The sequence below is a fragment of the Sphingomonas sp. genome (genome assembly GCF_036388435.1).
In the GTDB taxonomy this organism is placed as follows: domain Bacteria; phylum Pseudomonadota; class Alphaproteobacteria; order Sphingomonadales; family Sphingomonadaceae; genus Sphingomonas.
Genome location: NZ_DASVRV010000014.1, coordinates 13,455 through 34,264, shown reverse-complemented (window position 1 = coordinate 34,264; position 20,810 = coordinate 13,455). Strand labels below are relative to the sequence as shown.

The following is a 20,810-nucleotide window of genomic DNA, read 5'->3' as shown; positions in this document are numbered from 1 at the left end:
GCCGGGAGCTTGGCTCACACTTTCCGCAAATCTGGGAGCCGATCGATGCGCCACCTTCTCGCTACCACCACCCTTCTCGCGCTCGCCGCGGCCGCATCGGCCCAGCAGGTCGCGACCCGGACCGTCGGCGCCGCGACGCTGGAGAACGTCCCCACCATCCCCGCCGAGGTGACGGAGGCGGTCTCGCGCTACCAGCAGAGCCGGTCGGCCGGGGTCGTCGATTGGGCCGACGACGGCAGCCTGCTGATCACCACCCGCTTCGGCGCCACCGCCCAGCTCCACCGTGTCGCCGGGCCGGGGATGGACCGCCGCCAGATCACCTTCGCCGCCGAGCCGATCGCCGGGGCGCGATCGATCCCCGGGTCGGACCGCATCCTGTACGGCCGCGACACGGGCGGCGATGAATGGTTCCAGCTCTACGCCATGGGCCCCGACGGCCGGTCGGTGCAGTTGACCGAGACGGGCACGCGCAACAGCGGGCCGGTGATCGCGCGCGACGGGCGCCGTCTCTACTGGTCGCGGTCGAGCAAGGGGTCGAGCGACTACGACATCCTGGCCGCCGATCCCGCCGATCCGGCATCGCGGGTCGTGATCCACAAGGGCGCGGGCGCGATCGGCGTGGACGACGTGTCGCCCGACGGGCGGACGCTGCTCCTGTCGCGCGCGCTGTCGAACATCGAGCAGAAGCTGTACGTCATGCCCGTCGCGGGCGGGACCCCGCGCGAGATCGCGACCGGAACGCCCGCGCTGCTCCAGGCCGCGCGGTTCGGGCGCGGCGGCACCACCGTGCTCGCCGTCAGCGACCGGGGCAGCGACGTGAAACGGCTGGTCGAGATCGACGTCGCATCGGGTCGGATGACCCCGATCAGCCCCGCATCCAAGTGGAATGTCGAGGATTTCGACCTGAGCGACGACGGCCGCGTCCTCGCCTATGCGGTGAACGAGGACGGCTATTCGAGGGTGGTCGTCCGCGACCTCGTCACCCGCCGCGCGCTGCCGCAACCGACGCTGCCGGCGGGGGTGGTCGGCACCATGCGGCTGTCGCCCGACGGCCAGCGGCTGGCGATCGGCCTCGCCTCGCCGACCGCGCCCGGCGATGTGTGGGTGTGGGACACGGGCGCGGGCAAGCTGACGCGGTGGACGGAGTCGGAGATCGGCCCGATCGACCGCGCGACCCTGCCCGAGCCGAAACTGATGCGGTTCGAGAGCTTCGACAAGCTGTCGGTTCCCGCCTTCGTCTACCGTCCCAAGAAGGCGGCGGCGGGCGCGAAGACCCCCGTGCTGATCTCGATCCATGGCGGGCCGGAGGCGCAGGCGCGGCCCGGCTGGTCGCCGACGATCGCCAGCTTCGTCGACATGCTGGGGGCGACGGTGATCGTCCCCAATGTGCGCGGGTCTGACGGCCATGGGACCAGCTATCTCAACCTCGACAATGCCGAGAAGCGCGAGGATTCGGTCAAGGACATCGGCGCGCTGCTCGACTGGATCGCCAAGCAGCCCGATCTGGACGCGAGCCGGGTGGCGGTGATCGGCGGGTCCTATGGCGGCTATATGTCGCTGGCGGCGATGACCATGTATTCGGACCGGCTGGCGGGCGGGGTCGATCTGTTCGGGATCGGCGACTGGACGACCTTCCTGGAGAAGACCGAAGCGTATCGCCGCGACCTGCGCCGCGCCGAATATGGCGACGAGCGGACGCCCGCGATGAAGGCGGTGTTCGCGCGCATCTCCCCGCGCGCCAACGTCGCCCGGATCACCAAGCCGATGCTGATCGAACAGGGCGCCAACGACCCGCGCGTGCCCCGCGCCGAAAGCGAGCAGATGGTCGCTGCCCTGCGCGCGCGCGGCGTGCCCGTGTCCTACCTGCTTTTCGCCGACGAAGGCCATGGCTGGCGCAAGAAGCCCAACAGCGACCTGAGCCTGCAGGTCGAGACGGTGTTCCTGCGCGGCGTGCTCGGAACGCCGGCGGCGGACGGCGTGGCGAGTACCGCGCCCGCCATCACCGCCCGCTGACGGGCGGGGCCGTGTTCGCGCGGGTGGCGGTACTGCTCGCGCTGCCGCTGTCCGCTTGCGCGGCGCCCCCGATGTCGGCACCGTCCTCGCTCGCACCGTCCCGAGCGGCCGGGCCGGCCGACGAGGGAGAAAGGCGGATCATGGCCGCCCATCCGGGCGTCGTCCGCCGGGTCGGTGCGACCTTGTTCATCGGACGCACCGAACTGACCGACATAAGCTGCGAGGTGGACGTCGATAGCTGCGTGACGTTCCGGGCCCGCGACCTACTTATCGAGGGGCGGCTCTTCGGCGTCGATGTCGGCTATTACGAAGGACAGGATTACGTCGTCGCCACGACGGAGTCGAACTGGATCACGACGGGCGAGAAGCCGGTGTTCTCGCCCGATGCCAGATACCTGGCCGCGGCGGTGTTCAACGAGGCTTATGAGACCATGACCGAAGGTTTCCACCTCTGGGCGGTCGACGGCCTGACCTTGCGCCGCCGGATCGTACCCGAAGCGCTTTCCTACACCGCCGACCTCGCCTGGCTGGGCAACGCGTGCCTGTCCTTCACCGCCCAGGATTCGTATGTCCAGGGGGCCGCCCCGACCCGGTCGACCTGGTACGTCGTCGCCGATCGGCCCGAATGGCGACTGACGAACAAACGCGATGCGCGCTGCCCGTGAATTCAGGCGTCGCTCAGCGTTGCACCCCCGACCGCGTCGTCCCGCTGATCGAGACGTCGGGTTCGGACGAGAAGCTGCGGATCACCGTGTCGAAACGGCCGCCCTCGATGCGTATCTCGTTGAAGGCGGGCGGGGTCGCGCGGGTGCGTTTGGACAGCGTGCCCGCGCCGATCATGCGCACGGTCCAGCCGCTCCGATCGACGGGCACGTCGAACGCGTCGTGGACATGGCCCGACAGCACCGCATGAGCGCCGGCGGCGGCGAGCGCGGTGAGCGCTTGCTCGCCATTCTCGGTCCGGGCGGTGCCGCGCGTCCCGGCCTCCACCAGCGGATGGTGACCCGCGACGAAGATCAGGTCGCCGCGCGGCGCCTTGGCGACCGCCGCCAGCGCGCGGTCGAGCGCGGTGCGGCTGACATGACCCTTGGACCAGTTCCACCGCCACTGGGCACGCGCGGTCGTCTGGAGCGGCACGATCGTCAGGCCGGGCAGGTGCAGTTCGCGCTCGATCATCCGTTCCAGCTTCTCGTAGCGCTTGTACGGGAACAGGAAGCGGCGGACCGGGTCCCAATAATAGGGGATGTCGTGATTGCCGACCTCCAGCGTGACAGGGACGTTCAGCGCGCGCAGCCAGTTCGCCCCCGCCTCGAACTCATGCGCGCGCGCGCGCATCGTCAGGTCGCCGGTCATGATCACCGCGTCGGGCTTCTCGGTGGCGACGAGCCCGTCGAACCAGGCGATCGCCGCCTTGTCCTCGGCCCCGAAATGCACGTCGCTTACGTGGAACAGCTTCATCGACACCCTCCAGAGCCGCGCACAACGCGCCGACGCCCAAGCCGGGCCAGCGCATAGATGAGCGAGGCGGGCAAAGGCCACCCCGTGACGCCCGACGGACGCTACTTCGTCGTGCGGGGGCGGTTGTGGCGGTGCTCGGACCCGGCGCTCTCGCCCGAGCGGCGGGCGGCGCTGGTCCGCGACCTCATGGACGCGCGGCGACGGGTCGGGTCGTCCCTGAAGGCCGGGGATGCCGACGCCGAGCGCGCGGCGCGGGCCGACGTGCACCGGGCGAAGCTGGCGCTGGGGGAGAGAGGGCCGGTGTGGTGGGCCGACGGGGCGGCGGACTGGAACCGCCATATGGCGAAGAACACGCCTTATGCGGACTGGTGGGCGGGGTCGGCGCGATCCCCTCCCCTCCCTGGATAGGGAGGGGAGCAGGGTCAGATCCCCCCGCCGGTCACGTCCTTGCCCGCCGCTTCCAGGTCGCGGGTCAGATCGGCGACGCAGCGGTCGACCAGCGCCTCGTCGGGGCTGCGGACCACGAAATTCGCGCCGACGCGCCCGTCGCGGAAAAAGGGATAGCTGCCGATCGACACGCCTTCATGCGTCGTCTCGGCGGTGCGCAGCAGGTCGGCGACCTCCGATTCGGCGACCCAGCAGCCGACCGACTTGGACACGACGGGGCGCCCGCCCTCCAGCGTGCCCGTCAGCGCGTCGAGCATCCCGGCGGTGATATGCGGCACGCCGGCCATGATGAACAGGTTGCCGACGCGGATGCCCGGCGCCCCCGACAGGCGGTTGGGGATCAGCTCCGCGCCCTCGGGCACCCGCGCCATCCGCGCCCGCGCTTCGGTCAGGCCGCCGCGCGGTTCGTAATAGCGGGTCAGCACCGCCATCGCGTCGGGGTGATGGACGACGCCGACGCCCAGCGCCTCGGCGATCGCGTCGACGGTGATGTCGTCATGCGTCGGGCCGATGCCCCCGGTCGTGAAGCAGTAATCGTTGCGGGCGCGTAGCGCGTTCACCGCCTCGACGATCGCCTCGGTGCGGTCGCCCACGACGCGCACCTCGGCCAGCCTGATGCCTTGGACGTTGAGCCAGGACGCGACCTGCGCGACGTTCTTGTCCTGGGTGCGTCCCGACAGGATCTCGTCGCCGATGACGATGAGCGCGGCGGTCCAGATGCGTTCGGGTTCCATGCCCCCCGTCTTAGCCGCGCCGGCCACCCTCGCAAAGCGGAAGAGGCGCGGTTATATGCCTGGATCATGACCGATTACGTCTCCGTCACCGCCGACGCGCCCGAAGGCCGGACCGGCGCCATCAAGCTTCACGGCCGCGCCGCGTTCGACGGGATGCACCGGGCGGGGCGGCTTTGCGCCGAGACGCTCGACATGCTGGTGCCGCACATGGTGCCCGGCGTCGCGACGGCCGAGATCGACCGGCTGATCTACGACTTCATCCTGGCGGGCGGCGGGGTGCCTGCGACCCTGGGCTATCGCGGCTACACCCACAGCTCGTGCATCTCGATCAACCATGTCGTGTGCCACGGCATCCCGTCGGACAAGACGCTGAAGTCGGGCGACATCGTCAATGTCGACGTGACCCCGATCCTGGACGGGTGGCACGGCGATTCGAGCCGCATGTACCTGATCGGAGACGTGCCGCTAAAGGCCAGGCGGCTGGTGGAGGTCACCTATGAATGCCTGATGCTGGGCTTAGAACAGGCGCGGCCCGGCAACATGATGGGCGACGTCGCCCATGCGATCCAGCGTCACGCGGAACGCCACCGTTACGGCGTGGTGCGGGATTTTTGCGGCCACGGCCTGGGGCGGCTGTTCCACGACGCGCCGGAAGTGGTGCATGTCGGCAAGCCGGGCACCGGCCCGGAGCTGAAACCGGGCATGATCTTCACCGTCGAGCCGATGATCAATATCGGACGGCACGACGTGAAGCTGCTCGACGATGGCTGGACGGCGGTGACGCGTGATCGGTCGCTATCCGCTCAGTTCGAACATTCGATCGGCATCACCGACACGGGCTGCGAGATCTTCACGTTGAGTCCCAAGGGATATACCCAGCCGCCGTATAACTGACAGCGGACCACCCAAGTCTTCCGATCACGATTCAACGTCTTACCAATAGGCGATTGCACCGTCACCGGATCGAGCATAGATTTTCCCCGATCTTGGGGAGGCTGAAATGCGCGACACCTTGACGGCCCTGGCGTTGATCTCCGGACTGGGGAGCGCGCCGCCGTTGCTCGCCCAGACAAGCCCTGCGCCCGCGACGGCCGACGCCGATCGGCCGGCCAGGACCCCGTCCGGCGCGACCTTCACCGCGCCCAAGGCGTGGACGCTCCGGAACGCGCCGCGCTTCGCGGAGGTGATCGCGCCGGAAGGTGACGTGAAGATCGCGATCGTCAATGTCGGGCCCGCCGCCGACGCCAAGGCCGCCGCGGCCGCGGCCTGGGCCGCTTACGCGCCCGCCGCCGCGCGCGCGCCCAAGCTCGTCACCGCGCGCCCGCCGCGCAACGGCTGGGACGAGCGCCACTATGTCGATTACGAGGTGTCGCCCAACGAGCGCCGCTTCATGAGCGCCTTTGCGCTGCGGTCGGGCCCGAACTGGACGGTGATGATCGCCGACGGCGCCGAGGCTACCTTCGAGAAGCGTGGCGCCGCCGCCAGCCTGGTGTCGCAGAGCATCCGGCCCGCCGGCTATTCGCGCGAGAGCTTCGCCGGACGCGCCGCGCGCCCGATAGACGCCGCGCGGATCGCCGAGCTGCGCGGCTTCGTCCAGACCGCGATGCGCGAGCTGGGCATCCCCGGCGCGGCGTTCGCGATCACCGACCGCGACCGGACGGTCTACGCGACGGGGCTGGGCGTACGCGAGATCGGCAAGCCGACCCCGGTCGACGCCGATAGCCAGTTCATGATCGCGTCGAACACCAAGGGCATGGCGACCCTGCTGCTCGCCCGGCTGGTCGACGAGGGCCGGCTGCGCTGGGACCAGCCGGTGACCTCGGTCTATCCGGCCTTCAAGCTGGGTAGCGCGGACACCACCGCCAAGGTCCAGGTCCGCCACTTGGTGTGCGCGTGCACGGGCCTGCCGCGCAAAGACATGGAATGGCTGTTCAACACCGGCCCGACCACCCCCGCTTCCGACACCTTCGTCCAGCTCGCGGCGACGCAGCCGACCAGCGGGTTCGGCGAGGTGTTCCAGTACAACAACCTGATGGCGTCGGCGGCGGGCTATGTCGGCGCCCATATCGTCCACCCCGGCATGGAGGTGGGCCGCGCGTTCGACCGGGCGATGGACGAGAAGATATTCCGGCCGCTGGGCATGACGGTCACGACGTTCGACTTCGACCGGGCGACCGCAGGCAATTGGGCGCGGCCGCATTCGGACGGGCTCGACGGCAAGCCCGCCGCGACGCTCGACGCGGGCATGGCGCTCAACCGCGCGGTCGCGCCCTTTCGTCCGGCCGGCGGCGCCTGGTCGACCGCCAACGACCTGGTGAAGTATGTCCGCTTCGAGCTGCGCGAGGGCCGGCTGGATGACGGGCGGCAATGGGTGACGCCCGCCAACCTGCTCGAACGGCGCGTACCGACCGTGCCCGTCGGCGAGGACGTGACCTATGGCATGGGGCTGGAGGTCAACCGTTATTGGGGCGTCCCCGTCGTCCATCACGGCGGATCGATGGGCGGTTACAAGAGCGACATCATGCTGGTGCCCGATGCCGGCATCGGCGCGGTGATCCTGACCAATGCCGATAACGGCCAGTCGCTGCTCCGCCCCTTCATGCGCCGCCTGCTGGAACTGCTCTACGACGGCAAGCCCGAAGCGGCGGGCGACGTGACCGCGTCGGCGGCGCGGATCAGGGCCGAATTCGCGACCGAGCGCGCCAAGCTGACCGCGCCCGCCGACCCGGCGATCGTGGCGAAGCTGGCGCGGCGCTATCGCAGCGCCGAGCTGGGGCGGCTCGACGTGGAGCGGCGCGGCGCCGAGACGCTGTTCCGCTTCAACACGATCGTGACCCCGGTCGGGACGCGGCGCAACGACGACGGCAGCGTGTCGATGGTGCTGACCGACCCGACGGTGCTCGGCTTTCCGCTGGTCATCGCGGACACGGGGGGCAAGCGTCAGCTGATCGTGCGCGACAGCCAGCACGAATATCGCTTCGACGCGGTGGAATAGGGCAGAAGCGCGGGAGTGACGCGGGTGGCGCACGTCGCTATTGGCCCGCCCATGACCGAGACCGCCCCCCGGATCACCCCGGACATCGTCGCCGAGCACGGCCTGTCCCCCGAAGAATATGACCGCGTCCTCCACGCACTGGGCCGCGAGCCCAATCTGGTCGAACTCGGCATCTTCTCGGTCATGTGGTCCGAGCATTGTTCGTACAAGTCGAGCCGCATCCATCTGAGGAAGCTGCCGACCACGGGCGACTGCGTGATCCACGGGCCGGGCGAGAATGCCGGGGTGGTCGATATCGGAGACGGCCAAGCGGCGATCTTCAAGATGGAGAGCCACAACCACCCGAGCTATATCGAGCCCTATCAAGGCGCGGCGACGGGCGTGGGCGGCATCCTGCGCGACGTGTTCACCATGGGCGCGCGCCCGGTCGCGAACCTCAACGCGTTGCGCTTCGGACGGCCCGACCATCCCCGCATGCGTCACCTGATCGCGGGCGTGGTGCAGGGCATCGGCGGCTATGGCAATTGCGTGGGCGTGCCGACGGTCGGCGGCGAGGTGAATTTCCACCGGGCCTATGACGGCAACATCCTGGTCAACGCGATGACGGTGGGCGTGGCCGACCAGGACAGGATATTCCTGTCGGCGGCGTCGGGCATCGGCAATCCGATCGTCTATGTCGGGTCCAAGACCGGCCGCGACGGCATCCATGGCGCGACCATGGCGTCGGCGGATTTCGGGGAGGACGCCGAGGCGAAGCGCCCCACCGTTCAGGTCGGCGATCCCTTCACCGAGAAACTGCTGATCGAGGCCTGCCTTGAACTGATGGCATCGGACGCGATCGTCGCGATCCAGGACATGGGCGCGGCGGGCCTCACCTCGTCCTCGGTCGAGATGGCGTCGAAGGGCGGGGTCGGGATCGAGCTGGTGATGGACGACGTGCCCCAGCGCGAGAGCGGCATGACGCCCTATGAGATGATGCTGTCGGAAAGCCAGGAGCGGATGCTCATGGTGTTGAAGCCCGGCCGCGAGGACGAAGCAGCGGCGATCTTCCGCAAATGGGAGCTCGACTTCGCGGTCATCGGGCGGGTGACGGAAGCCGGTCCGAATGGGGGCCGGATGGTGCTTCGCTGGCGCGGCGAGACGGTGTGCGACATTCCGCTCGGCCCGCTGGCCGACGATGCGCCCTGTTACGACCGGCCGCACGTCCCGACCGAGCCCCCCGCCCCCCTGGCCCACTTTCCCGAATGCGAGGACCCGGCGGCCGATCTGCTCAAGCTCATGGCCTCGCCCGACCTGGCGTCGCGGCGGTGGATCTGGGAGCAGTACGACCACATGGTCGGCGCCGATACCGTCCAGCGCCCCGGCGGCGACGCCGCGGTGGTGCGGGTGCACGGGACGGAGAAGGGGCTGGCGATCACCACCGATTGCACCCCGCGCTACTGCTTCGCCGACCCGGTCGCGGGCGGGCGGCAGGCGATTGCCGAGACATGGCGCAACCTGTGCGCCGTCGGCGCCAGGCCGCTCGCCGCGACCGACTGCCTGAACTTCGGCAATCCCGAGCGCCCCGAGATCATGGGCCAGCTCGTCGGCTGCATCGAGGGCATGGCCGAGGCCTGCCGCGCGCTCGACTTCCCGATCGTCAGCGGCAACGTGTCCTTGTACAACGAGTCGAAGGCGACCGGCGGCGGTTCGGCGATCCTGCCCACCCCCGCGATCGGCGGGGTCGGGCTGCTCGACGACTATACCCGCTCCGCCACGATCGGGTTCAAGCAGCCGGGCGACGTGATCCTGCTGGTCGGCAACCGCGTCGGGCATCTCGGCCAGTCGCTCTATCTGCGCGAGTTGCACGGCATCGAGGGTCGCGACGCGGGTCCCCCGCCCCCGGTGGACCTCGACGCGGAGCGGCGGACGGGCGCGCTGATCCGCCACCGTATCGGCACGCGGTGCCTGACCGCCGTCCACGATGTTGCCGATGGGGGTGTCGCGGTGGCGGTCGCGGAGATGGCGCTGGCGGGCGGCATCGGCGCGATGATCGACCGGCCATTGGGGCTCGGGCCGGCGCGCGCGCTGTTCGCGGAGGATCAGGGGCTCTACGTCGTGACCATCCAGGACATGGCGCTGCTCGACTTCCTGATGTCGACCGACGCGGCCGGCGTCGAGGTGATGCCGCTGGGGCGCACCGGTGGCAAGCGGCTGATCTTCGAGCTGCCGCACGGCGACTATGTCGTCACTCTCGACCGGTTGCGCGCGGCGCATGAGGGCTTCTTCCCCGCGCTGATGGGAGCGGACGCGGCGCTTGCGTAACGGCGGCATCGACTGGCGCGGCGGAATCGCGGCGGCGCTGGCGATCGGCGTGCTGCCGATCGCGGCGGTGCTCGCCCTGGTCGCCGGGGTGGCGATGCTCGGGCTGGGCATGGCGGGGCTGTTCATGACGGTGATGGCCTTTCTGTTCAGCGAAGGCCGCGCCGCGATCGCGCTCGTCGCGCTCTGGTGCTGGGCGGGCTCGGTCGCCTGCGCCTATGCGACCGTCACGGCGGTCGAGGCGCTGGGTGCGCTGGACTGGCGCCCGCTGCCCAGGCTGGCGCTGATCCTGGGCATGGTCGTGCTGCTCTATCCGGGTCTGTGGTTGCCCGGCGGGGTGGCGCGACTCGGCATGGGTGCTTAGGCGCGGTCGCCATGACCCCGTTGCCCGCCACCGAGACCGAGGCCGCCGCCGAGCTGGAGACGCTCGCCGCCGAGATCGCGCGGCACAACCGGCTATATCATATGGAGGACGCGCCCGAGATTTCGGACGCCGAGTACGACGCGCTGGTCCGGCGCAACACGGCGATCGAGGCGGCCTTTCCGGGGCTGGTGCGCGCCGACTCGCCCGCGCAGGCGGTCGGTGCCGCGCCCGCGTCGCACCTGGCCAAGGTCGCCCATGCGCGGCCGATGACCAGCCTGGACAACGCGTTCGCCGACGAGGAGGTGGTCGAGTTCGTCGCGCGTGTGCGCCGTTTCCTGAAGCTTCCCGACGACGCGCCCGTCGCGCTGACCGCCGAGCCCAAGATCGACGGACTGTCCTGCTCGCTCCGCTACGAGCGGGGGCGGCTCGTCCAGGCGCTCACGCGCGGCGACGGCGCGGTCGGCGAGGACGTGACGGAGAATGTCCGCACGATCGCCGACATACCCGAAACGCTGGCGGGCGAGGCGCCCGACCTGTTGGAGGTGCGCGGCGAGGTCTATATGAGCAAGGCCGATTTCGCCGCGCTCAACGCCCGGCTGCTCCGCGAGGCGGAGGACCCGGCCAGGGCGCGGCAATTCGCCAATCCGCGCAACGCCGCCGCGGGATCGCTCCGCCAGAAGGACCCCGGCGTCACCGCGACCCGGCCGCTCCATTTCCTCGCGCACGGGCTGGGCGAGGCGTCCGCCCTGCCGTTCGACACGCAGGAGCGGCTCGTCGCGCAGTGGCGGGAGTGGGGTTTTCCCGTCGACCCGCGCTTCACGCGCTGCGCCGATGTCGCAGCCGCGCTGGAGGCATATCGCGCGATCGAGGCGGCGCGCGCCGACCTGCCCTTCGACATCGACGGCGTCGTCTACAAGCTCGACCGGCTCGACTGGCAGGCACGGCTGGGCATCGTCGGGCGGGCGCCGCGCTGGGCGATCGCGCATAAATTCCCGGCGCAGCGGGCGCAGACCACGCTCAACGGCATCGACATCCAGGTCGGCCGCACCGGCGCGCTGACCCCGGTCGCGCGGCTGGAGCCGGTGACGGTGGGCGGCGTGGTCGTCACCAACGCCACGCTCCACAATGCGGACGAGATCGCCCGGCTGGGGGTACGGCCCGGCGACCGCGTGGTGCTCCAGCGCGCGGGCGACGTGATCCCGCAGATCGTCGGCAATCTGACCCGCGACGCGGAGCGGCCCGACTTCGTGTTTCCCGCCACCTGCCCCGACTGCGGCTCGCTGGCCGAGCGTGGCGAGGGCGAGGTGGTGGTGCGCTGCACCGGGGGGCTGGTCTGCCCGGCGCAGCGGGTCGAGCGGCTGATCCATTTCGTGTCGCGCCACGCCTTCGACATCGCCGGGCTGGGGCTGGTGCGGGTCGAGGATTTCTTCCGCGACGGCCTGATCGCCTCCCCCGCCGACATCTTCCGCCTCCACCGGCACCGCGAGGCGCTGGTCGCGCGCGAGCGGATGTCGGAACTGGTCGTCGACAAGCTGCTGGCCGCGATCGACGAGCGGCGGCGGATCGGGCTCGACCGCTTCCTGTTCGCGCTGGGCATCCGCCATGTCGGCGAGGTGACCGCGCGCGACCTGGCCCGGCGCTATGTCTCCGCGCGCGCTTTCGCCGCAATGATCCGCGCTGCGCTCCGTGTCCGCCGCGCCACCGTGCCGGCCATCGGCGAGCCCGAGCGCCGCTTCGTGCTCCGCCGCGGCCGTGCGCTGGTCGCCGCGATCGAGACGGCGGGGATCGGCCCCGAGGTCGCCGACGCGCTGCTCGGCTTCTTTGCGGAACGGCACAACCGCGCCGTCGTCGCCGACCTGCTCCGCGAGGTCGAACCGCTCGACTTGGTGCACGAGACCCGCGCGTCCGAGGTATCGGGCAAGACGGTCGTCTTCACCGGCTCGCTGGAGACCCTGTCGCGCGACGAGGCCAAGGCACAGGCGGAGGCTTTGGGCGCGCGCGTCGCCGCTTCGGTATCGGCCAAGACCGACTTGGTGGTCGCGGGGCCGGGCGCGGGATCGAAACTCAAGAAAGCCGCCGATCTGGGCGTGCGCGTGATCGACGAGGCAGGCTGGGCGGAAATCGTCGCGGGATCGGCCTGACACCGGGCCGCTGATGTTTTTTTGCAACGCAGCGGAACCGTTTGGTAACCCGCGCGAGTCGCGCGCCGCTTTGTCATCGAAGCGCAATAATGATCGCGCAGGGCACCTCGGAACGGCGACCGGAGTCGCCGAACCGGACAATTAGGCTCCTCAGGGGAAATTCAATGCGGAACAAGTTCCTGTTCGGCGCGGCCGCCGTCGCGCTCTTCGCGCCGGCCTCGGCCTGGGCGCAGTCCACCGGCTCGGTCGAGCTGAACGCCGAAGCCGAGGCCACCGAAGAAGTGGTCGTCACCGGCAGCCGTGTGAGCCAAGGCATCGAGGGCATCCAGATTCCCGACAGCCCCAAGGCACGTCAGGTCCTGACCAACGAGTTCCTGCAGCGTGGCACGCCGGGCAACACGGTGCTGAACGCCCTTAACATCGTGCCGGGCGTCAACTTCACCCAGTCGGACCCGTACGGCTCGTCGGGCGGCAACATCCGCATCCGCGGCTTCGACGGCAACCGCATTTCGCTGACCTTCGACGGCTTTCCGCTTAACGATACGGGCAATTACGCGATCTTCTCCAACCAGCAGCTCGACTCCGAGCTGGTCGACGAGATCAACGTCAATCTGGGCGCGACCGACGTCGACAGCCCGACCGCGAGCGCCGCGGGGGGCACCATCAACTACCGCACCATCATCCCGCGGGAGGAGATGTCGGCGACCGGCAGTTTCACCGCAGGCGAGGATGACTTCACCCGCGCTTTCGTGCTGCTTCAGTCGGGCAACCTGACCGCGTCGGGCACCCGCTTGTTCATCGCCGCGTCCACCGCGAGCAATGACAAGTTCAAGGGCCCGGGCCGCATCTACAAGCAGCAGTTTAACGGCGGCATCTATCAGCCGATCGGCGGCAATGGCGACTTCATCCGCGTGTCGGCGCATTACAACCAGAACCGCAGCAACTTCTATCGCAACCCGTCGATCACCGACCTGCGCGGCGCGTTCGGGACCACGATCATCCCGGCAGCGACCGCGTTCAGCTCCGCCAATCCGATCGAGGTGGGCGGCAACTTCACGGGCGCGCAGGAGGAAGCGATCTTCGGGATCGAGCGCGACCGGTTCTGCGCGCGTCCGACGCCGGGCGCGGGTCCGCAGAACGAGACGAACACCTGCACCAACTACTTCAACCTCTTCCAGAACCCGTCCAACACGGGCAACGTCCGCGCCAACTCGCGCTTCTCGCTCACCGAAAAGCTTACGCTCACGGCCGACGTGGCGTTCCAGTACGTGCTGGCGAACGGCGGCGGCACGTCGGTGCTGGCGGAGAACAGCGCCCGCGCGCGCGGCGGCTCGACGACGGCGGGCGGCGTCGATTTCAACGGCGACGGCAATTTTGGCGGTACGGTCCTGGTGAACGGGGTTCCGACCTTCCAGCCGGACATCGCGCGCTTTTACACGCCCAATAACACCAGCACCCGCCGCGTGACCGCGCTGGCGTCGCTCATCTATCGCTTCGACGACGACAATCTCGCTCGCGTCGCCTACACCTATGACCGCGGCCGCCATCGCCAGACCGGCGAGTGGGGCTTCCTCGACACCGTCGGCAATCCGGAGAACCCGTTCGGCGGACGCAACGGGACCGACGTGGTCACCGCAGACGGCTTCCAGTTCCAGCAGCGTGATCGCCTCTCGGTCGCGCTCCTGAACCAGGTGTCGGCGGAATATGTGGGCAACTTCTTCGACGACGCGTTCCGCGTCCAGATCGGTCTGCGCGCGCCGTTCTTCGAGCGCGACCTGGAGACCTTCTGCCCGATCGAGGCACGGGGCAGCGGCTTCGCCTACTGCACCAGCGAGCCGCTCTCCACCCTGCGCGTCATCGCGCCGGACGCGGTAGTGCCGACGACGGGCGCCACACCGTATTTCGCGCCCTTCGCCGCCAACTACAAGTTCGACTCCATCCTGCCCAACGCCGGTTTCGTGTACAAGTTTTCGGACTCGCTCGAAGGCGTGAGCATGTTCGGTAGCTACGCCAAGGGCTTCTCCTCACCGCGTACCGACAACCTCTACCGTGCGCCGCGCGTCGAGATCGACCCGGAGACGACGGACACGTTCGATCTGGGGCTGCGCTACACCTCCCGGCGCATCCAGGCCCAAGCGGTGGGCTGGTTCATCGGGTACAAGAACCGCATCGTGACCTCGTTCGACGTCGATCAGGGAATCTCGGTCGACCGCAACGTCGGCCGCGTCGAAAGCTATGGAGCGGACGTGAGCGTCACGGTGCGCCCGGTCGACTTCCTCGCGCTGACCGCCTTCGGATCGTACACCAAGTCCGAGTTCCAGTCGGACGTGCTGCTCGGCAGCGATGCGAGCGGTCTCCAGATCTTCGCACCGACGCGCGGCAAGCAGCTTCCCGAGACGCCGGAATACCAGGTCGGCGGTCGGGCGCAGTTCTCCTATGGCGGCCTGGATGTCGGCGTGCAGGCCAAATATGTCGACGAGCGGTTCGCGACGGACGTCAACGACGTGGTGGTCTCCGACTACACGCTGGTCGATCTGGACGTGCGCTACAGCCTCGAATCGCTCGGCCTGCCGCGCACCTTCGTCCAGCTGAACGTGCAGAACGTGTTCGACGAGTTCTATTTCGGCAACATCTCTACCCAGACCTCGGCGGGAACGATCGGGGCGGTGCAGAACGCGAACGGGTCGTTCACCGGCGGCATCGCCGGGGCCAACCCGAACTTTTCCGTCGGCTTCCCGCGTACCTTCACGGCGGGCGTGCGGTTCGAGTTCTAGAACGTCGGCTCGATCGAAACAGGCGAAAGCCGTCGCCCCCACCGGGGCGGCGGCTTTCGCTTTAAGGGCGGCGCCGGGTTCCCCGTCGTCGCTCGCGCGCCTATAACCGCCGCATCCCATGGCCACGCTCGCACCCCCCTCCCCGCCCCTCGACCATTCGGGCCTGCGCGCGCGCGTGCTCGGCGCGCGGCCGTTCTTCGAGAACAAGACGCGCGCCTTCTGGACGCTCCAGGCGGTGGGGTGGAGCGGCTATCTGCTGCTGCGCGGGGTGTCGTCGATCTCGAACGGGCCGCAGCTCGACGTGATCATCCCCGTCATCGTCGAGGCGATCGTCGGCTATTGCCTGACGCTGCTGCTGTCGACGCTTTATGGCGGCTATCGCCGGATGGGGCGCGTGCCCGGCGTGCTGCTCGCCATCGCGACCTTGGTCGCGGCGACCTTTCTTTATGCGGTGATCGACGCCTTCACCTTCTCGTTCCTGAAGGAGGCGTCGCCGGGGCTCAGCCTGACGCTGGTGCTGGGGTCGGTGTTCCTCAACTTCACCGTGCTGGCGGGCTGGTCGGCTCTCTATTTCGGGATCAACTTCTACCTGATCGTCGAGCAGCAGATCGACGAGCTCAAGGTATTGGAGATGCAGGCCAGCTCGGCGCAGCTGGCGATGCTGCGCTACCAGCTCAATCCTCATTTCCTGTTCAACACCCTCAACTCGATCTCGACCCTGGTGCTGCTCAAGCAGACCGAGCGCGCCAATGCGATGCTGTCGCGGCTTTCCTCCTTCCTGCGCTACACGCTCGCCAACGAACCCACCGCACATGTGACCGTCGCGCAGGAGGTGGAGACGCTGAAGCTGTATCTCGAGATCGAGAAGATGCGCTTCGAGGAACGGCTGCGCCCGTCATTCGAAGTCGACCCCCGCGTCGAGCGCGCGCGCCTGCCCTCGCTCCTGCTGCAGCCGCTGGTCGAGAATGCGATCAAATATGCGGTCACCCCGCAGGAGGAAGGCGCCGAGATCAGCGTGCTGGTGCAACTGGCCGGGGAACGGGTGCGGATCGCCGTATCCGACACCGGCCCGGGCTTGCGCGACGCGTCGCGCGCGCCGACCCCGTCCCACGCACTTTCAACCGGGGTGGGGCTCACCAATATACGCGAGCGACTGGTCCAGGCCTATGGCCCGAACCATCGCTTCGATACCCGCTCCACCCCGGCGGGCGGGTTCTCGGTCGAGATCGAGATCCCGTTCCAGCTCGACGACGTGAACCGGGACCTGAACAAGGAAGCCGCATGACCATCCGCACCATTCTCGTCGACGACGAGCCGCTGGCGATCCAGGGCCTGGAAATCCGCCTCATGGCGCATCCCGATGTCGAGATCGTCGACCGGTGCCAGAACGGCCGCGAGGCGATCCGCTCGATCAAGACGCACAAGCCGGACCTGGTGCTGCTCGACATCCAGATGCCCGGCTTCGACGGCTTCTCGGTCGTCCAGGGGCTTATGGAGGTGGAGCCGCCGCTCTTCGTCTTCGTCACCGCCTATTCCGACCATGCGCTCCGGGCGTTCGAGGCGCAGGCGGTCGACTATCTGATGAAGCCCGTCGAGGAGTCGCGCCTCGCCGACACGCTCGACCGCGTGCGCCAGCGCCTGTCGGACAAGCGCGGCGCCGAGGAGACGGAGAAGCTGAAGGAAGTCCTCGCCGAGGTCGCCCCCGACGCGGTCGACGACATGGCGGGCGAGGCGAATGCGGGCGATCATGCCTCCAACCGCTTCGAGAAGCTGATCAACATCAAGGATCGCGGGCAGATATTCCGCGTCGATGTCGACACGATCGAACGGATCGACGCGGCGGGCGATTACATGTGCATCTATACCGGCGACAACACGCTGATCCTGCGCGAGACGATGAAGGATCTGGAGAAGCGCCTCGATCCCCGCCGCTTTCAGCGCGTGCACCGCTCGACCATCGTCAATCTCGACCTGGTCAAGCAGGTCAAGCCGCACACCAATGGCGAATGCTTCCTGGTGCTGGGGTCGGGCGCCAGCGTGAAGGTGTCGCGCTCCTACCGCGACGTGGTGGCGCGCTTCGTCCATTGAGCGCGGCATATTGGGGGTCCCAAGCCCGGCCGGTTGCGGCTAAGCCCTTCGGAAACGACGAAGGGTCGCTTGCCGGATGTTGACTGAAGCCAGGGCCGCGCTGGCGGGTATCGCGCTGATCTGCGCAGGCGCGACCGTGCGCGCGGAAACGCCGCGCGACCTCCTGACCCATGCCTCGTTCCACGACCGCGACAAGGCCGTGGCGATCAAGCGGGTCGCGCTCGCCCATGCCGCCGCCGCCGCCCAGCTTCAGCGATCGCCGAACGACCGCGAGGCCGCGCTGATGCAGGCGACCGCGTTGGGCTATCGCGCCAAGCTCACCGGCAGCCGGAGCGACGCGATCGCCGCGCGCAAGGTGATGGAACAGCTCGTCGCCCGCGTTCCGGGCGATCCCGAACGCCAGGTGGTGCTCGGCGCCTGGCATATGGGCGCCGTCCACAAGCTGGGCCGGATGGTCGCGCGTGCGGCGCTGGGGGCGAGCAAGTCCGCAGGGATCGCGGCGCTCGATCGCGCGGTCGCGCTGGGCGGGGGACGCGCGATGTTCCCGGCGCTGGCCGGGATGCTGCGCCTGGAGATGGACCCGACGGACCCGCGCGGCCGCGCGCTCGTCGAGGCCGCGGCCCGCGGCGCGACGCCCACCGCCATCGACCGCCAGCTGCAACGCGGCGCCGCGGCGGTCTTGAAGCCTCTGCGCGCGGGCGACAAGGACGCGACCCGCAAGCTCGCCTCGCTGATGCTGCCCTTCGGGCGTATCGACGGGAACTGAGCGGGCAGGCGGCGGACATGCTCGCGCCGCACCGCAACATCTGCTAAGGACCCGCGCATCATGCTTACCCTAGATGCCGTAACCGTCCGCCTTGGCGGGCGCGTCATCCTCGACCGCGCCTCCGCGTCGCTGCCGCCCGGCTCGCGCGTGGGGCTGATCGGGCGCAACGGCGCGGGCAAGTCGACACTGGTGCGCGTCATCGCCGGGCTGCTCGATCCCGATGACGGGTCGGCCGACATGCCGCGCGGCGCCCGCATCGGCTATCTGGAGCAGGAGGCGCCCACCGGGCCCGCCACCCCGTTCGAGACCGTGCTCGCCGCCGATACGGAGCGCGCGGCGCTGCTGAAGGAGAGCGAGACCTGCCACGACCCCGACCGGCTGGGCCATGTCCATGAACGGCTGCTGGCGATCGACGCCTATGCCGCGCCCGGCCGCGCGGCGCGCATCCTGTCGGGGCTTGGCTTCGACGAGGAGGCGCAGGGGCGGCCGCTCGACAGCTTCTCGGGCGGGTGGAAGATGCGTGTCGGCCTTGCCGCGCTCCTGTTCTCGCAGCCCGACCTGCTGCTGCTCGACGAGCCGTCCAACCATCTCGATCTCGAAGCGGTGCTGTGGCTGGAGGATTTCCTGCGCTCCTACCGGGCGACGATCGTCGTCGTCAGCCATGAGCGCGACTTCCTCAACAACGTCGTCGACCACATCCTGCACCTGAGCGGCGGCAAGGTGCAGCTCTATCCCGGCGGTTACGATGCGTTCGAGCGCCAGCGCGCCGAGCGGCTCGCGCAGATCGAGGCGGCGCGCACCGCTCAGGCGACCCAGCGCGCCAAGCTGCAGGATTATATCGCGCGCAACTCGGCCCGCGCCTCGACCGCCAAGCAGGCGCAGAGCCGCGCCAAGGCGCTCAGCAAGATGCAGCCTATCGCCGAGCTGCACGAGGACCCTTCGCTGCGCTTCGACTTTCCCGATCCGACCGAGCTGCGCCCGCCGCTCATCACGCTCGACATGGCGAGCGTCGGTTACGGCAACGTGCCGATCCTGAAGCGGCTGAACCTGCGGCTCGACCCCGATGACCGGATCGCGCTGCTCGGCCGCAACGGTAACGGCAAGACCACGCTGGCGCGGCTGCTCGCCGCCCAATTGACGGCGATGGAGGGCGAGATGGCGTCCTCCGCCAAGATGAAGGTGGGCTATTTCACCCAATATCAGGTCGAGGAGCTGGACGGCGACGACACCGCGCTGGAGCATATGGCGCGCGTCATGCGCGGGGCGAGCCCGGCGGCCGTACGGGGGCAGTTGGGGCGCTTCGGCTTTTCGGGGGACAAGGCGATCACGAAAGTGGGCCGGTTGTCGGGCGGCGAGCGCGCGCGGTTGGCGCTGGCGCTGGTGACGCGCGACGCGCCGCACCTGCTGATCCTCGACGAGCCGACCAACCATCTGGACGTCGATGCGCGCGAGGCGCTGGTCCAGGCGCTGAACAGCTACACAGGCGCGGTGGTGGTCGTCAGCCACGACCGCCACATGCTAGAGATGACCGCCGACCGGCTGGTGCTCGTCGACGAGGGCACCGCGCGCGAGTTCGACGGGACGCTCGACGATTATATCCGGCTGGTGCTGACCGGCGACAGCAAGCCGGCCGCGTCGAAGAAGGACCGCAAGGAGGACAAGCGGCTCGCCGCCGCCGCGCGCGAGGCGGACAAGCTCGCCCGCCAGAAATTACGCGACTCGGAGGCCGAGGCCGCGCGGCTGACCGCCCAACGCGACGCGATCGACAAGGCGATGTTCGACCCCAAGGCGGCCGATCCGCAGCTCGCCCGCCTGAGCATGACCGACCTGATGAAGCGCCGCGCCGAGCTGCAGGCCAAGGTCGAGGCGGCCGAGGCGCGCTGGCTGGCGGCCAGCGCGGTGCTGGAGGAAGCGGCCTAGGGCTGGGGCGTCTCGGTCGGCTCGGGGTCCGCCTCGTCCGCGCCGACGGCGGGCCGTTCGATCCAGGCCTCGACCTCGCCGGACAGCTTGAGCGTCAGCGGGCGGCCGCGCCGGTCGACCTTCTTGCCCAGCGCGACGCGGATCCAGCCCTCGGACAGGCAATATTCCTCGACGTCGTGGCGCTCCGTGCCCTTGAAGCGGATGCCCACGCCGCGTGCGAGCAGCGCTTCGTCGAAATAGGGACTGTCGGGGTTGGTGGACAGGCGGTCGGGAGCGGTGTCGGTCATGGCACGCGCCCTAACCGCATCGGCGCTCGCCCCGCCACAAAAAAGCGGCGCGAGGTCGATGACCCCGCGCCGCTCCTGTCCCACGATCCGCCGAAGCCGGCGTCAGTAGCCGTAATAGCCGCGCGGGGCGGGGTAATAGCCGCGAGGCTGGTAATAGCCACCGCCGAACCCGTCGCGATAGCCGTTGCGGTAGGCACGGCGCTGCTGACGCGCCAAGCGCCGATCAACGACATAGCCGCGATCGAACGCGTAGCCGCGCGGATAATAGCCGCCACCGTAGAAGCGCCGGTCGTAGAAGCGGTTGCGGTTGCTCGACGCGATCGCCGCGCCGATGCCCAGCCCGACAATGCCGCCGAGCACCGCGCCCGCCGCCACGTCGCCGCCGCCGCGATTGTAGCGCCGGTAGCGCTGCGCGTCGGCCGGAGCCGCCGCGGTCAACGCGGTCGCCGCGAGCGTTACGCCCAGGACCGCCTTCGTCATCAGATTACCCATAACAGACCTCCTCACAATTACGCTCAGTCC

17 protein-coding genes are annotated in these 20,810 nt (G+C 69.2%); 13 read left to right on the top strand and 4 right to left on the bottom strand.

Annotation, left to right across the window (positions count from 1 at the left end):
• The first annotated feature begins 45 nt into the window (after positions 1-45).
• Both VF592_RS04120 and VF592_RS04115 read left to right on the top strand, forming a co-directional pair.
• Positions 46-2,013 (top strand): S9 family peptidase, encoded by a 1,968-nt coding sequence (locus tag VF592_RS04120; protein ID WP_331004342.1) that lies wholly within the window; start codon positions 46-48, stop codon positions 2,011-2,013.
• A 140-nt stretch (positions 2,014-2,153) separates the two neighbouring features.
• Positions 2,154-2,678 carry a hypothetical protein gene (locus VF592_RS04115; RefSeq protein ID WP_331004341.1) on the top strand — a complete coding sequence of 175 codons (525 nt, stop codon included), beginning with the start codon at positions 2,154-2,156 and terminating at the stop codon, positions 2,676-2,678.
• A 13-nt stretch (positions 2,679-2,691) separates the two neighbouring features.
• Here the strand turns inward: VF592_RS04115 and VF592_RS04110 are convergent, their stop codons facing one another.
• Positions 2,692-3,471: a metallophosphoesterase gene (locus VF592_RS04110; RefSeq protein WP_331004340.1), complete on the bottom strand. Its 780-nt coding sequence runs from the start codon at positions 3,469-3,471 to the stop codon at positions 2,692-2,694.
• A 57-nt stretch (positions 3,472-3,528) separates the two neighbouring features.
• Here VF592_RS04110 and VF592_RS04105 point away from each other — a divergent pair, with 57 nt between their 5' ends.
• Positions 3,529-3,879 carry a hypothetical protein gene (locus VF592_RS04105; protein ID WP_331004339.1) on the top strand — a complete coding sequence of 117 codons (351 nt, stop codon included), beginning with the start codon at positions 3,529-3,531 and terminating at the stop codon, positions 3,877-3,879.
• A gap of 14 nt (positions 3,880-3,893) precedes the next feature.
• Here the strand turns inward: VF592_RS04105 and VF592_RS04100 are convergent, their stop codons facing one another.
• Positions 3,894-4,652, bottom strand: coding sequence for a competence/damage-inducible protein A (locus tag VF592_RS04100; RefSeq protein ID WP_331004338.1), 759 nt, complete (start codon positions 4,650-4,652; stop codon positions 3,894-3,896).
• Positions 4,653-4,718: 66 nt separating this feature from the next.
• On the opposite strand from VF592_RS04100, the gene map reads away from it, so the two are divergent.
• The 10 genes from map to VF592_RS04050 all read left to right on the top strand — a co-directional run bounded on the left by map (position 4,719) and on the right by VF592_RS04050 (position 20,001).
• Positions 4,719-5,546 (top strand): type I methionyl aminopeptidase, encoded by an 828-nt coding sequence (gene map, locus VF592_RS04095; RefSeq protein WP_331004337.1) that lies wholly within the window; start codon positions 4,719-4,721, stop codon positions 5,544-5,546.
• Between the two features lie 106 nt (positions 5,547-5,652).
• On the top strand, positions 5,653-7,647 hold the full coding sequence (locus tag VF592_RS04090) for a serine hydrolase domain-containing protein (protein ID WP_331004336.1): 1,995 nt from the start codon (positions 5,653-5,655) through the stop codon (positions 7,645-7,647).
• A gap of 51 nt (positions 7,648-7,698) precedes the next feature.
• Positions 7,699-9,951 (top strand): phosphoribosylformylglycinamidine synthase subunit PurL, encoded by a 2,253-nt coding sequence (gene purL / locus VF592_RS04085; RefSeq protein WP_331004335.1) that lies wholly within the window; start codon positions 7,699-7,701, stop codon positions 9,949-9,951.
• Positions 9,944-10,312, top strand: a complete 369-nt coding sequence (locus tag VF592_RS04080) for a hypothetical protein (RefSeq protein ID WP_331004334.1) — start codon at positions 9,944-9,946, stop codon at positions 10,310-10,312. Before purL ends, VF592_RS04080 begins: the two co-directional genes overlap by 8 nt.
• Positions 10,313-10,323: 11 nt before the next feature.
• On the top strand, positions 10,324-12,453 hold the full coding sequence (gene ligA, locus VF592_RS04075; RefSeq protein WP_331004333.1) for an NAD-dependent DNA ligase LigA: 2,130 nt from the start codon (positions 10,324-10,326) through the stop codon (positions 12,451-12,453).
• Positions 12,454-12,617: 164 nt separating this feature from the next.
• Positions 12,618-15,227 (top strand): TonB-dependent receptor, encoded by a 2,610-nt coding sequence (locus VF592_RS04070; RefSeq protein WP_331004332.1) that lies wholly within the window; start codon positions 12,618-12,620, stop codon positions 15,225-15,227.
• 118 nt (positions 15,228-15,345) lie between these two features.
• The gene (locus tag VF592_RS04065; protein ID WP_331004331.1) at positions 15,346-16,512 is read left to right on the top strand and encodes a sensor histidine kinase; all 1,167 of its coding nucleotides are present in this window, start codon (positions 15,346-15,348) and stop codon (positions 16,510-16,512) included.
• A complete protein-coding gene (locus VF592_RS04060) occupies positions 16,509-17,315 on the top strand; it encodes a LytTR family DNA-binding domain-containing protein (RefSeq protein WP_331004330.1) in 807 nt (268 codons plus the stop codon). Before VF592_RS04065 ends, VF592_RS04060 begins: the two co-directional genes overlap by 4 nt.
• A gap of 76 nt (positions 17,316-17,391) precedes the next feature.
• Complete coding sequence (locus VF592_RS04055; protein ID WP_331004329.1) at positions 17,392-18,081, top strand: hypothetical protein; 690 nt, start codon at positions 17,392-17,394, stop codon at positions 18,079-18,081.
• Between the two features lie 60 nt (positions 18,082-18,141).
• Positions 18,142-20,001, top strand: a complete 1,860-nt coding sequence (locus VF592_RS04050) for an ABC-F family ATP-binding cassette domain-containing protein (protein ID WP_331004328.1) — start codon at positions 18,142-18,144, stop codon at positions 19,999-20,001.
• Here VF592_RS04050 and VF592_RS04045 read toward each other — a convergent pair.
• Both VF592_RS04045 and VF592_RS04040 read right to left on the bottom strand, forming a co-directional pair.
• On the bottom strand, positions 19,998-20,288 hold the full coding sequence (locus VF592_RS04045; RefSeq protein WP_331004327.1) for a DUF3297 family protein: 291 nt from the start codon (positions 20,286-20,288) through the stop codon (positions 19,998-20,000). The two genes, VF592_RS04050 and VF592_RS04045, sit on opposite strands and share 4 nt — an antisense overlap.
• Positions 20,289-20,390: 102 nt before the next feature.
• Positions 20,391-20,768: a hypothetical protein gene (locus VF592_RS04040; RefSeq protein ID WP_331004326.1), complete on the bottom strand. Its 378-nt coding sequence runs from the start codon at positions 20,766-20,768 to the stop codon at positions 20,391-20,393.
• Positions 20,769-20,810 lie beyond the last annotated feature (42 nt).

Coding starts and splice junctions, on each gene's coding strand:
- VF592_RS04120 (WP_331004342.1), top strand. CDS start 46: ATGCGCCACCTTCTCGCTACCACCACCCTTCTCGCGCTCGCCGCGGCC.
- VF592_RS04115 (WP_331004341.1), top strand. CDS start 2,154: ATGGCCGCCCATCCGGGCGTCGTCCGCCGGGTCGGTGCGACCTTGTTC.
- VF592_RS04110 (WP_331004340.1), bottom strand. CDS start 3,471: ATGAAGCTGTTCCACGTAAGCGACGTGCATTTCGGGGCCGAGGACAAG.
- VF592_RS04105 (WP_331004339.1), top strand. CDS start 3,529: ATGAGCGAGGCGGGCAAAGGCCACCCCGTGACGCCCGACGGACGCTAC.
- VF592_RS04100 (WP_331004338.1), bottom strand. CDS start 4,652: ATGGAACCCGAACGCATCTGGACCGCCGCGCTCATCGTCATCGGCGAC.
- map (WP_331004337.1), top strand. CDS start 4,719: ATGACCGATTACGTCTCCGTCACCGCCGACGCGCCCGAAGGCCGGACC.
- VF592_RS04090 (WP_331004336.1), top strand. CDS start 5,653: ATGCGCGACACCTTGACGGCCCTGGCGTTGATCTCCGGACTGGGGAGC.
- purL (WP_331004335.1), top strand. CDS start 7,699: ATGACCGAGACCGCCCCCCGGATCACCCCGGACATCGTCGCCGAGCAC.
- ligA (WP_331004333.1), top strand. CDS start 10,324: ATGACCCCGTTGCCCGCCACCGAGACCGAGGCCGCCGCCGAGCTGGAG.
- VF592_RS04070 (WP_331004332.1), top strand. CDS start 12,618: ATGCGGAACAAGTTCCTGTTCGGCGCGGCCGCCGTCGCGCTCTTCGCG.
- VF592_RS04065 (WP_331004331.1), top strand. CDS start 15,346: ATGGCCACGCTCGCACCCCCCTCCCCGCCCCTCGACCATTCGGGCCTG.
- VF592_RS04060 (WP_331004330.1), top strand. CDS start 16,509: ATGACCATCCGCACCATTCTCGTCGACGACGAGCCGCTGGCGATCCAG.
- VF592_RS04055 (WP_331004329.1), top strand. CDS start 17,392: ATGTTGACTGAAGCCAGGGCCGCGCTGGCGGGTATCGCGCTGATCTGC.
- VF592_RS04050 (WP_331004328.1), top strand. CDS start 18,142: ATGCTTACCCTAGATGCCGTAACCGTCCGCCTTGGCGGGCGCGTCATC.
- VF592_RS04045 (WP_331004327.1), bottom strand. CDS start 20,288: ATGACCGACACCGCTCCCGACCGCCTGTCCACCAACCCCGACAGTCCC.
- VF592_RS04040 (WP_331004326.1), bottom strand. CDS start 20,768: ATGACGAAGGCGGTCCTGGGCGTAACGCTCGCGGCGACCGCGTTGACC.